We start from the raw sequence: 12,087 nt of genomic DNA on the forward strand, positions 1-12,087 counted from the left end.
GACTGTCGCTGTTTCCATTTTTTATTTTTAATTTAAGGCGCTACTATTTTCCATTACTTCATCGATTAAACCATATTCTTTTGCTTGTTCGGCAGTCATATAGTTATCACGATCGGTATCACGTTCAATCACTTCAATAGGTTGGCCAGTTCGTTCAGCTAAAATTGAATTTAAACGTTGACGAGTGTCTAAAATGTGACGAGCAGCAATTTCAATTTCTGTTGCTTGCCCTTGAGCGCCACCAAGTGGTTGGTGAATCATGATTTCCGCATTTGGTAAAGCGAAACGTTTGCCTTTTTGACCAGCTGTTAATAAGAAGCTACCCATAGAAGCCGCCATTCCTAATACGATAGTTTGGACATCCGCTTTAACGAAATTCATGGTATCGAAAATCGCTAAGCCTGCAGAAACGCTGCCACCAGGAGAGTTAATGTACAAGTAAATGTCTTTTTCTGAATCTTGGGCATCTAAGAATAATAACTGTGCAATCACTGAGTTTGCCACATTATCATCGATAGGGCCGCTTAGCATAATGATGCGGTCTTTTAATAAACGAGAGTAAATGTCATAAGCACGTTCACCGCGAGATGATTGTTCAATAACTGTTGGAATTAAATTCATAAGTAAATCCTCCTATATAAAGAAACTTTTAAAGTCATTCTATCACAAAGCACTTTGAATGCCTATGAAAAGTATACCTCTTTGGTCAATAAAGGTCAACGAAGTCGCTTGAAAAATTTTGTGTCATTTTTTATCCGAAACTTTTGGATTATGTTATACTAAAATGGAAAATTAGAAAAGAGCGAGGGGAAAAATATGTTTGTTTTTATCGCCGGAATGGTCGGTGTAATCGTCGGTGCGCTAATAGTCACAGCAAGTGCCGCCTTACATTCATCTTACAAAGAGCGAAAAGAAGTACGTTATCGTGAACTAGAACATTTGGTTAAAGAAATTGAATCATTGAATTTATTAAATAAAAAAGTCAAAGAAATTTTACAAAAGCGTGAATTATATATAGACAGATCAATTGAATACTTATCGATGGATGATTGTTTCATCAGCATCGATGATTTTATTTATTTGGAATCATTTTCTGCTCAAAATAATTTTTACTTACCGACGTACTTAATTGAAGAATTTTTCAAAAAAATTGCGCATCGTAAAGTCATTTTAACGGCCAGCGAAGTTGCTGAAATGGGTGGACACACCTATAAAGGTGGCCGTGTTATTTTAGAAAATTTTTCAGACGAGATTTTAGCAATTATTGAAGATAAAAAACGTAAAATGCAGCGTTTGTCTAACGAACCACTTCATTATTTTAAAGCGATTAAATAAAAAAAGAACCAGCGTACCCGCTAATTTTTTGGGGTAGCTGGTTCTTTTTCTTGTTGTTCCATATCGGTCATAGTGTCTTCAATTTCTTTATGTAAGAAATAAGAAATAACTGTACGGATGATCACCAAGGTTGCCAATTTCAAAATATCTTGAAAAGTTGGTTTGACAATAGATTCAATAATATCAGCAGCAATTAAAATTTCTAAACTTAACAGAATGTAGCTACCAAGGAAGTTTTTGATGAACGTATTCATTTTGGTTAAGGTAAAGCGGCTTTGATTTTGTCGTTCACTTTTAATGAAATCTTTTCCTGCTAAACAAACACCCCAAACTAAAACAATAATCGAAAAAACATTCAGACCTAAAATACATAGCTCAAAAAGTGGGGTTAAAAGCATCATTAACTGATGGGGCCACTCATTCATCGTATTCACTCCTACCAAAAAGCCTTTTCTTTAACTATAACGAAACGGCTGACTAACGTCAAATATTGTTGAAATAAACGGGCTAAACTATTCAGCTTATAGAAAAAACTAAGAAAATTATGAATAGCATCTAACAATTAAGTAAAAGGATTGTAAAGGTTCTTTTACTTTTTTTGTGTAAAAAAAGACTTTTAAAAGGAATCAGGTGTCAAAAAGTAAGTGAAAGCCAACTTTGTTAGTAGATAGTCTTTTCATTAATTTTTAAAAGACAAATTTTACGTTTTCAAGAGCCGAATACTGCCAATTTTTAGCCTATAAAGGTGATAGAATCAGAAATTGAGTAAGAGATGTGTCACAAAAACAAGGAGACACATCGACTTGATGAAAGATTTAAGGAGCTGTAGTTGAAGTAAAGAGAAGCAAGTGTCCCAAACACTAGCGAAAGAAAATAGGGAGGATTAAAATGTTTAAGAAAGCAACGAAATTATTATCGACAATGGTGATTGTCGCTGGAACAGTTGTGGGAAATTTCAGTCCCACATTGGCTTTAGCTGAAGGAGCGGTTAAAGCAGGAGATACAGAAGGAATGACCAATACGGTGAAAGTTCAAGATGAAAGCTTAGCCGATTGTAAACGAATATTAGAAGGGGAAGCTGCATTTCCAGTCGTTGCAGGGGAAACGGAACCAGTCGATTTAGTCGTCGTTGAAGATGCTAGCGGAAGCTTTTCAGACAATTTTCCAATGGTTCGCTCAGCGATTGATGAAGTGGTTCAAGGCTTAACAGACAAAGATCGTGTCATGCTTACTTCTTATCGTGGTGGACGCCAATTTATGTTTCCTGATGGAACGACAAAAATCAATGACGGAGACAAAGAGTTAAATGTTCGTGTAAATACACCATTAACATTTGATAAAAGTCAATTTGTGTCAAATTTTGGAGATGTTCGAACTTATGGTGGAACACCGACTGCACAAGGCATGAAATTAGCCTTAGATGAATATAATGCGACACATGGTGACTTAACGAATCGAAAAACTTATTTTTTGTTAGTAACGGATGGAGTTGCTAATACTCGATTAGATGGTTACTTACACAAAACCAATACAAATGATAAAATTAATGAATATCCAGATCCAAATCATCAATTAGGTACTTGGGGAGCTAGCAATTATATATCTGTGGAATATAGTAATGACTATCAAGGTGCAGCAGAAGAAGTTTTAGCGTTGAATCAAGAAGTTACAAATGAAGGGTATGAAATGATTAATGCCTTTTGGGAAAGTGTCGATTCTTTAAGTTCAGTTAATTCTTATTATGATAAATACCAATCAGAAGTTGGTCCTTTTGTAAAACAAGAGCTACAAAAAGGTGCCAGCACACCAGAAGATTTTATTACTAGCCAATCTATTGATGATTTTACAGCACAATTAAAACAAATTGTCCAAGATCGCGTGGGACAATCAGCGCCAGCTAATGCCTCGCTAACAGTTGCTGATCAATTTGACATTCAATCAGCAACGGCTACGGATGATGCCGGAAATGATGTGCCTGTTCAAATTAACGGACAAACCATTTCAGCTGTCAGTGTAGCAGGCTATGTGGGGAATATTACCATTCATTATACTGTTAAAGAAAATACAGCAATTGATGCCGATACAGTAGTTAGCTCAGGATCAATGACTCAAGGTGAGGTAGCTAAAGACTTTCCTGAAGCAACCATTCCTAAAAATGACCATGCCCATGACTGTGATGTGACGCCAGAAGATCCAGAAATTACTAAGGATATTGAAAATCAAGAACATTTAGATTTAACGAATCGGGATGATTCCTTTGATTGGCATGTAAAAGCTGATTTTGGTAATCAAACAAACGATTGGACCCAAGCAAGTATTACAGATGACATTAATTCATTGTTAGATATTCAAAAAGTCGTTGTCACCGATGAAAATGGAACAGATGTAACAGCTGAAGGAACATTAACTACTGATAACAACAACATTGTTTTTAAAATAAATAAGCAAGACGACAGTTATGCCTATCTAGCTGGTCACACATACACAATGACCATTACAACTAAAATTAAAGCCGGCACAACGGACGAAGAATTAGCCCCTTATATCCAACAAGGTGGGGTTCCCAACCAAGCCGACTTGAACTTTGGCAATGAAGGAGACTTGTTACATTCCAACAAACCAACCGTAACACCACCGCCAGTTGATCCAAATATTACTAAAGACGTCGAAGGTCAAGATCATTTAGACTTAACCAACCGCGACCAAGCATTCAAATGGAACGTCAAAGCAGCTTTCGGCAACGAAACAAGCACATGGACCCAAGCCAGCATGGTAGATGAAATTAATAAAGTGTTAGACATTACAGACGTGAAAGTCACTGACGAAACTGGCAAAGATGTTACAACTAACGGCAAAGTAACACAAGAAAATAACAAAGTAACCTTTACTATGAACAAAAAAGATGACAGCTACTCATACTTAGCTGGACATACCTATAGCATGACCATTACAACCAAAATTAAAGCTGACGCAACGGACGAAGAATTAGCCCCTTATATTGAACAAGGTGGGATTCCCAACCAAGCGGACTTAAACTTTGGCAACGAAGGGGACGTGTTACACTCCAACAAACCAACCGTAACACCACCGCCAGTTGATCCAACGATTACAAAAGATGTAGAAGGTCAAGAACATTTAGATCTAACCAACCGCGACCAAGAATTTAAATGGAACGTCAAAGCAGCTTTCGGCAACGAAACAAGCACTTGGACCCAAGCCAGCATGGTAGATGACATTAATAAAGTGTTAGACATTACAGACGTGAAAGTCACTGATGAAAATGGTAAAGATGTTACAGCCAATGGCACAGTAACACAAGAAAATAACAGAGTAACTTTTGAAATGAACAAACAAGCAGACAGTTATGCCTATTTGAGTGGTCATACGTACACAATGACCATTACTACTAAAATCAAAGCTAGCGCAACGGACGAAGAATTAGCCCCTTATATTGAACAAGGTGGGATTCCCAACCAAGCGGACTTAAACTTTGGCAATGAAGGTGACGTGTTACATTCCAACAAACCAACCGTAACACCACCGCCAGTTGATCCAACGATTACAAAAGATGTAGAAGGTCAAGAACATTTAGATTTAACCAACCGCGACCAAGCATTCAAATGGAACGTCAAAGCAGCTTTCGGCAACGAAACAAGCACATGGACCCAAACCAGCATGGTAGATGACATTAATAAAGTGTTAGACATTACAGACGTGAAGGTCACTGATGAAAATGGTAAAGATGTTACAGCCAATGGCAAAGTAGCGCAAGAAAATAACAAAGTAACCTTTACTATGAACAAAAAAGATGACAGCTACTCATACTTAGCTGGACATACCTATACCATGACCATTACAACCAAAATTAAAGCTGACGCAACGGACGAAGAATTAGCGCCTTATATTGAACAAGGTGGCATTCCCAACCAAGCCGACTTGAACTTTGGCAACGAAGGGGACGTGTTACACTCCAACAAACCAACCGTAACACCACCGCCAGTTGATCCAAATATTACTAAAGACGTCGAAGGTCAAGAACATTTAGATCTAACCAACCGCGACCAAGAATTTAAATGGAACGTCAAAGCAGCTTTCGGCAACGAAACAAGCACATGGACCCAAGCCAGCATGGTAGATGAAATTAATAAAGTGTTAGACATTACAGACGTGAAAGTCACTGACGAAACTGGCAAAGATGTTACAACTAACGGCAAAGTAGCGCAAGAAAATAACAAAGTAACCTTTACTATGAACAAAAAAGATGACAGCTACTCATACTTAGCTGGACATACCTATACCATGACCATTACAACCAAAATTAAAGCTGACGCAACGGACGAAGAATTAGCCCCTTATATTGAACAAGGTGGGATTCCCAACCAAGCCGACTTGAACTTTGGCAATGAAGGAGACGTGTTACACTCCAACAAACCAACCGTAACGCCGCCTGCGCCAACACCAGAAGATCCAAAAAAACCTGAACCTAAACAACCGCTAAAACCGAAGAAACCGTTGACGCCTACAAATCATCAAGCGCCAACGAACCCAGTCAATTTTGGAAAATCAGCAAGTAAAGGAATTCATTTACCAATGACTAATACAACAGTAAATCCACTTTACATGATTGCAGGTTTAATTGTCCTTATAGTGGCTATTAGCTTTGGCATAACAAAAAATAAAAAAAGAAAAAATTAAACAAACTAAAAAGGAAGAAAAAACATGAATAAAAAAATTTCGTTCAGTCTGTTAATTTTGTTACTTAGTTTGTTGGTAGGTTTTACATTTATTCCGCATAAAAAGGAATTAAGTTTTAATGAGTATCAAGAAAAAAAAACACTCTGGCGAAACATTTTATGTTGTTTTAAAAAAGAAAAACTGTTCAGATTGTCAGGATTTCGAGAAACTATTACAAGCACCTAAACAGGTTTACTATGTAGAATTAACCAACAAAGAGACCATGAAGGAATGGTCAACATTTATCCGAGAAAATAAAGTTTTACATGTGCCATCTATGTTTAAAATAGATAACGGCCATCTCAAGAAAATTGATGGAGAAGGAGATGCGAATCAATTATTCGCAAACTATCAAAAAATAATGAAGTAAAAAGAATAAAAAGACAAGCCAAGTTTCCTAAATAAAGGAAACTTGGCTTGTCTTTTTTATAGTAATAGTCGTTTATTAAATAACATGTGAAATGTTTTACAAATCCATTTTGGTTTGATAAAATAAACGCGAACATATGAATTTTTTTTCATTTGTTTTGGGAGGAGGAACGAATGATTGAATTGATTTTACTTTTGTCGGTGATTCTTTTAGGTTTATTGATTGGAAATAAAAGAGTTGATAAGTGGCTTTTTCTTAAGGCATTACTTTTGTTTTCTGTTATGCTAAGTGTGAGCATCTTAATTTCGGTAGCTATGTATTTATTATTAACAATAGGCGTTGCAAACGTAATAGGGCAGCGGTTAGAGTCGTTATTTCTTTTAGGGATAGTCGTTATCATCAGTACGAGTCTTTTGTTATATTTTTTATTGAATTTAACGACGAAAAAAATTGTTTTACCCATCGTTTTAATGAAAATAATTGAATATTATATTCAATGGGTATTGATTTATGTTACTATTTATCAAGTGATTTTTGATCAGTTTATTATTTCTTCAGAAGTAAAAAATACGTTACAAGGAACTATTGATGAGCCAGTCGCAATCATTATTGTTATTTTGCCATCATTTATTTCAATTTGGATTGCCGTTGTTTTATTTAGGATTCGTATGGAAGAACTTTAATCAGATACTTTTAGAATGGAGGAGTTTGTATGTCTGCTTGGCAAACATTTAAAAATGGAACAAGGCAATTTTTTAAAGACATCTTGCAGTACTTATGGTTATTTTTTACTTTAAATGTCTTATTATTATTGGTGGGTGGGGCTTTTAGTTGGGCTACTTCCAACGCACTAAAAACTCAAGGTATTCCTTATCTTTCGTTTAATAACCTGAATTTACTGTTAGAAAAGCCGCTTGCTCTGGTGTTATTAATTCTCTTGTTGTTACTTTTTTTAGGTGCAGTTTTTTATCAGTTTACCTTTTTATTATTAGGGATTTTTCAAATACGGCAAGACCATCGCTTTCATTTTAAAGGAGTTACCAAGGCATCTTTTAAGGTTCTTAAAAAGCAAGGTGCCCGTTCGTGGTTATTCTTTTTCGGTTATTTTGTTGTCATTGTCCCTTTTGGTAACCTGATTTTCCAAAGTAATCTATTGACGAAATTTGTGATTCCAGATTTTATTGTTGAATTTTTGTCCCAACGAATTCCTTACTTGGTTGGGTTACTGGCCTTTGGGTTATTAGTCTGGTATTTAGCTATTCGTTTCATTTACACGCTTCCATTAATGATTCTGGAGAGAAAAAAAGCGGGCGAGGCAGTTAAGGCTAGTTGGTCAATGACAAACAAACGATTATGGTTCATTATTCGTAATATTGCATTTGTGACGATCGCGGTATTTGTTTCAACGTATGTTATTTATGTGTTACTTTATCTTCTACAGTTGAAGTTAGATACCTTGAGCGATACCATTAGCTTGCTAGGTGGGATTTTAAATTTAACCGTTGTCCAATTTTTACAGTTTGTCTCTAATGCTTGGCTTTCAGTATTACTGATTAATTTCTTATATACACAATTAAATGTTCAAGTAGAAACGACGACAAAAGTTGCCTTTGACAAAGAAACGAAACGTAATAAATTAGTGACTATCGGAATGGGCCTAGGACTATTCACCATTTTTGGCGGCTATATAATTTTCAACGCTGTTTACTTAACAGGGCTATTAGAATCAAAACCTTTGATTATTTCGCATCGAGGGGTCACCAATAGTAATGGCGTACAAAATACCATTCCTGCTATGGAAAGAACCATTAAATTTAAACCAGATTATATTGAAATTGATGTTCAAGAAACCAAAGACCATCAATTTGTTGTGATGCATGATGCAAACCTTCAAGAACTCGCCGGCGTTGATGGCACGCCACAAGAATTTACGTTGGCTGAATTAACAAAAATGACCGTTAAAGAAAATGGCCAAGAAGCACCAATTGCCAGTTTTGATGATTATTTAGCGAAAGCAAACCAAGCCAAACAAAAATTACTAGTAGAAATTAAAACGTCTAAACAAGATAGTCAAGGTGCTCTTTCTAACTTTATTGAAAAATATGAACGTCCTTTGATAAAGAATAACCATCAGGTTCAATCTCTCGACTACAATGTGATCAAAGCGTTTAAAAAAGCCAAATCAAAAGTAAAAGTTAGTTTTATTTTGCCCTATAATTTCACTTTTCCAGAAACACAAGCTGATTTGTATACAATGGAAGCTACTACGTTGAATGATACCTTCATTTTAAAAGCTGACCAACAGAAAAAAGCAGTTTATGCTTGGACAGTTAATGACTCAGAGGTATTAAGTAAAATGCTCTTTATGGACGTTGCCGGAGTGATTACCGATGATTTGGAGTTAGTCAATGAAGAAGTCAATGACTTTGAAAAAAATCCGTCGTATGCGGATCGTATTTTGCATTATATTTTTATGTTGCCAAGTGTGGCTTCTCAATAAAAAATGAAGAAGAGGGTTAAATGAAGTGAAAAAAGAATTTTCGCGAGTACTTCTTAAAAATCAATCAGATGAAATTCTTATCTTAAAAGATCGGCCAGACACATGGAATTTCCCTGGCGGAAAACAAGAACTTGGTGAATCAGCGCTGGAATGTGCGATTCGTGAAATGAAAGAAGAATTAGCAGTGGAAATTACTGAACTTGAAGAAATTTTTACTGGACCACTTGTTTTTGATTCAATCGTTTGGCAAGGACATTTTTATTTTGCCAAACAAGCCCAAGGAAAAGTTACGATGAACGAACCAAATAAAATTAAAGGCGTACAATTTATTAAGCGGTTTGAGGAAGTAAATTTTTCACCAGGATTAGCTCCGCTATTTGATTATTTAGCGCGTAGTGATTATTTAAAGTTAAATAAAACTAACTGGAAATAGAGAGAATAGGAGTGTTTTTTGCTAGGGCTTTGTCAAGCGCATCTTTGATTATTTTAGAAAGTCCAAGGGAAAGTCGTGGGCATTGTTTATTTCTAATAAATATGTTATAGTAATTAAGTAATCAATTTTGATAAGTAATTTGAGTTATATATTTAAAAACTATACTTCTCCTTTTGCCACTCAACATTTTTTGCAATAACTTGCATATTTTTATGCACTAGGAGGAAATATATATGAACAACGGTACAGTAAAATGGTTTAACGCAGACAAAGGTTTTGGATTTATTACAGGTGAAGATGGCAATGATGTATTTGCACATTTTTCAGCTATTCAATCAGATGGATTTAAAACTTTAGACGAAGGCCAAGCAGTAACTTTTGATACTGAAGAAGGTCCACGCGGTTTACAAGCAACGAACATCGTAAAAGCTTAATAATGAATGAAAACGGACCACGTGTTGGTTCGTTTTTTTGATAGCTGTTGTCTGATCTCGTCATTAATTACATAGCAAAACAAAGCAGATGCCATTTAAAGGAGGAGAATCTGAAGACGACCTTAACTGAGCTGTTACTTGTAAGTGGATTATTTTGGCTAGTAATCATAATTGGTGTGATTGCTGGTAGTATATTTCTAATTAAGTATTTTAGAGGTCGGAGCTGAACGGTTCTGTTCCCGCCAATTATCAGGTTTTAAGCCTGGGATAAAAATCCAAAGTGATTTTTGCCCCAGGTTCTTTATTTAATTAGGGTATTAAGTTTTAGGTAAAATAATTAACAAATTAAAAGCAATTTACTATATAATCAGAAAGGGATCTTTAAGAGAGAAGCAGGTGTTTACTTGTCGTAATACTTTGTTTAGCTGATAGAAAAAGGAAACGTTATGCGTTACAATAGGAACGGAGGAATTTTAACCTTATTGGATTTGTAGCTGAAGCAGAACAAATGTTGTCGCGTTAAGTGCAATTGAGCTTGCCACAAGCAACATTTGAAAAAACTACGGATAGAAAAATCATTCCTAAACAAGAAAAAAACACTCTTTAGATGAATAAAGAGTGTCCAGAAACGTTGATAAATCAACATATTTAAATAACGCGCCCTGAGGGAATCGAACCCCCGTCTCAAGAACCGGAATCTTACGTGATATCCACTACACTAAGGGCGCGGCACGAATACTAGTTTAGCTGATATTGACAAAAATTACAAGAGGGAGGACGAAAATAATGAAATTTGAGCAACGAATGTCCCAACAACAAAAACAAGTCCAGAAGTTGGCCATGACTCAACAGCTTCAACAATCCATTCAAATTTTACAATTTAACACGGAAGAACTCGCTGCCTTTGTTGAAGCGAAAGCACTAGAGAATCCATTGATTGATTTACAAGTAGATACGCAGTACACCACAGATTTTCCGATAACTAGTCGTTCTTACACCAACCAAGACGAAGAAAATAATTATATGAATCAAATTCCAGACTATCATTTATCATTATTTGAGTCTTTAATTGATCAAATTCATTTGAATTACCGCGATACATACTTGCGAACATTGGTTTTGTTTTTAGTAGAATATATAGACGTGAATGGTTATTTAACGATTTCGTTAGAAGAAGCGGCAGAAAAAACCGAAGCAAGCGCCATTCAAATGCTAGATGCATTAACTTTGTTACAACAGCTAGATCCAGCAGGTGTGGGGGCACGCAATTTACAAGAATGTTTGATGCTACAAACAGAACGAGACGATACCGCGCCTAATTTAGCGTATATTTTATTGGAGGAAGAGTTTGATGCCTTAGTGAGTCGTAAATGGGGCCCGTTAGCTAAAAAATTCGGGATTGAATTAGCAGAAATTCAATTGATCTTTGATTATATACAAACGTTATCGCCAGCGCCAGGGAATATTTTTGATGCGACCGAGGAATTGTATATTCGACCAGATTTAACTGTCCGAATCAAGGAAGATCGAATAGTGGTGATTTCCAACAAAGCTGGTCGACCGACATTAAATTTTCAAGAAAATTATTTCAAACGAATGCAAGAGACTGACGACAAAGAAGTCCAAGAATATATTAAGGATAAGAAAAACGAATTTGAATGGTTAGAGCGCGCAGTGAATCAGCGGGGGGATACAATTTTACGTGTAGGGCAAGAAATTGTGCGCCGTCAAGAAGCCTTCTTTTTAGAAGCAGATCGGCCATTAAAACCAATGACTTTAAAAGAAATTGCGGATGCTTTGTCTATTCATGAATCGACAGTTAGTCGTGCGGTCAATGGAAAATATCTAGAAACCACGTTTGGCGTCTTTGAATTGCGCTCATTCTTCTCCACAAGTATTCTTTCATCAGAAGAAGATGGCGAGGATGTCTCAACAACGATGGTTAAAAAGCAACTACAAAAATTAATTGATGAAGAAGTAAAAAGTAAACCGTTATCTGATCAAAAATTAGTCGAGCGATTAAAAGATTCAGGCATGGAAATATCCCGGCGAACGGTGGCAAAGTATCGTGAAGCCTTAGGGATTCCATCTTCATCTAAACGAAAACGATATGAGTAAACAACCAAAGCTTATGAGTGATTTTCATAAGCTTTGGTTGTTTTTTTACAATTTAAAAAATGTTGGTTTTTTGAATTGTAAAAAAAGCCTAAAGGAGACAAAGTTTGCTTGCCATTTCCTAGGAAAAAACGTATATTAAAGTTACTTGCTTCTTTAAATAAAG

General features: G+C 35.9%; 9 protein-coding genes, 1 tRNA gene and 1 pseudogene. 8 read left to right on the top strand and 3 right to left on the bottom strand.

Annotated elements, in window-relative coordinates:
* Positions 1-27 precede the first annotated feature (27 nt).
* The gene (gene clpP / locus IGK54_RS02640) at positions 28-621 is read right to left on the bottom strand and encodes an ATP-dependent Clp endopeptidase proteolytic subunit ClpP (protein ID WP_002355633.1); all 594 of its coding nucleotides are present in this window, start codon (positions 619-621) and stop codon (positions 28-30) included.
* Positions 622-816: 195 nt separating this feature from the next.
* Between clpP and IGK54_RS02645 the strand changes: the two genes are divergently transcribed.
* Positions 817-1,335, top strand: a complete 519-nt coding sequence (locus tag IGK54_RS02645; RefSeq protein ID WP_002355635.1) for a hypothetical protein — start codon at positions 817-819, stop codon at positions 1,333-1,335.
* A gap of 20 nt (positions 1,336-1,355) precedes the next feature.
* Here IGK54_RS02645 and IGK54_RS02650 read toward each other — a convergent pair whose 3' ends face one another.
* Positions 1,356-1,760: a DUF1622 domain-containing protein gene (locus IGK54_RS02650; RefSeq protein ID WP_010712028.1), complete on the bottom strand. Its 405-nt coding sequence runs from the start codon at positions 1,758-1,760 to the stop codon at positions 1,356-1,358.
* Between the two features lie 463 nt (positions 1,761-2,223).
* Between IGK54_RS02650 and IGK54_RS02655 the strand changes: the two genes are divergently transcribed.
* The 6 genes and pseudogenes from IGK54_RS02655 to IGK54_RS02680 all read left to right on the top strand — a co-directional run bounded on the left by IGK54_RS02655 (position 2,224) and on the right by IGK54_RS02680 (position 9,806).
* Positions 2,224-6,030: an isopeptide-forming domain-containing fimbrial protein gene (locus tag IGK54_RS02655; protein ID WP_430603168.1), complete on the top strand. Its 3,807-nt coding sequence runs from the start codon at positions 2,224-2,226 to the stop codon at positions 6,028-6,030.
* 24 nt (positions 6,031-6,054) lie between these two features.
* A pseudogene (locus IGK54_RS02660) lies at positions 6,055-6,439 on the top strand (bacteriocin).
* 173 nt (positions 6,440-6,612) lie between these two features.
* The gene (locus tag IGK54_RS02665; RefSeq protein ID WP_142957340.1) at positions 6,613-7,122 is read left to right on the top strand and encodes an SA1002 family membrane protein; all 510 of its coding nucleotides are present in this window, start codon (positions 6,613-6,615) and stop codon (positions 7,120-7,122) included.
* A 29-nt stretch (positions 7,123-7,151) separates the two neighbouring features.
* A complete protein-coding gene (locus IGK54_RS02670; RefSeq protein WP_016614885.1) occupies positions 7,152-8,939 on the top strand; it encodes a glycerophosphoryl diester phosphodiesterase membrane domain-containing protein in 1,788 nt (595 codons plus the stop codon).
* Positions 8,940-8,964: 25 nt separating this feature from the next.
* A complete protein-coding gene (locus IGK54_RS02675; RefSeq protein ID WP_129222469.1) occupies positions 8,965-9,372 on the top strand; it encodes an NUDIX hydrolase in 408 nt (135 codons plus the stop codon).
* Positions 9,373-9,605: 233 nt separating this feature from the next.
* On the top strand, positions 9,606-9,806 hold the full coding sequence (locus IGK54_RS02680) for a cold-shock protein (protein WP_002355647.1): 201 nt from the start codon (positions 9,606-9,608) through the stop codon (positions 9,804-9,806).
* A gap of 656 nt (positions 9,807-10,462) precedes the next feature.
* Here the strand turns inward: IGK54_RS02680 and IGK54_RS02685 are convergent.
* Positions 10,463-10,534 (bottom strand) — tRNA-Arg (locus tag IGK54_RS02685).
* 58 nt (positions 10,535-10,592) lie between these two features.
* Here IGK54_RS02685 and rpoN point away from each other — a divergent pair.
* Positions 10,593-11,924 (top strand): RNA polymerase factor sigma-54, encoded by a 1,332-nt coding sequence (rpoN, locus tag IGK54_RS02690; protein WP_002366210.1) that lies wholly within the window; start codon positions 10,593-10,595, stop codon positions 11,922-11,924.
* The last annotated feature ends 163 nt before the right edge of the window (positions 11,925-12,087 follow it).

Source organism: Enterococcus sp. DIV2384 (genome assembly GCF_050534975.1).
In the GTDB taxonomy this organism is placed as follows: Bacteria; Bacillota; Bacilli; order Lactobacillales; family Enterococcaceae; genus Enterococcus; species Enterococcus faecalis.

What these genes read in the sequence shown, in the direction of transcription:
- clpP (WP_002355633.1), bottom strand. Translation starts at nt 621, where the DNA reads ATGAATTTAATTCCAACAGTTATTGAACAATCATCTCGCGGTGAACGT.
- IGK54_RS02645 (WP_002355635.1), top strand. Translation starts at nt 817, where the DNA reads ATGTTTGTTTTTATCGCCGGAATGGTCGGTGTAATCGTCGGTGCGCTA.
- IGK54_RS02650 (WP_010712028.1), bottom strand. Translation starts at nt 1,760, where the DNA reads ATGAATGAGTGGCCCCATCAGTTAATGATGCTTTTAACCCCACTTTTT.
- IGK54_RS02655 (WP_430603168.1), top strand. Translation starts at nt 2,224, where the DNA reads ATGTTTAAGAAAGCAACGAAATTATTATCGACAATGGTGATTGTCGCT.
- IGK54_RS02665 (WP_142957340.1), top strand. Translation starts at nt 6,613, where the DNA reads ATGATTGAATTGATTTTACTTTTGTCGGTGATTCTTTTAGGTTTATTG.
- IGK54_RS02670 (WP_016614885.1), top strand. Translation starts at nt 7,152, where the DNA reads ATGTCTGCTTGGCAAACATTTAAAAATGGAACAAGGCAATTTTTTAAA.
- IGK54_RS02680 (WP_002355647.1), top strand. Translation starts at nt 9,606, where the DNA reads ATGAACAACGGTACAGTAAAATGGTTTAACGCAGACAAAGGTTTTGGA.
- rpoN (WP_002366210.1), top strand. Translation starts at nt 10,593, where the DNA reads ATGAAATTTGAGCAACGAATGTCCCAACAACAAAAACAAGTCCAGAAG.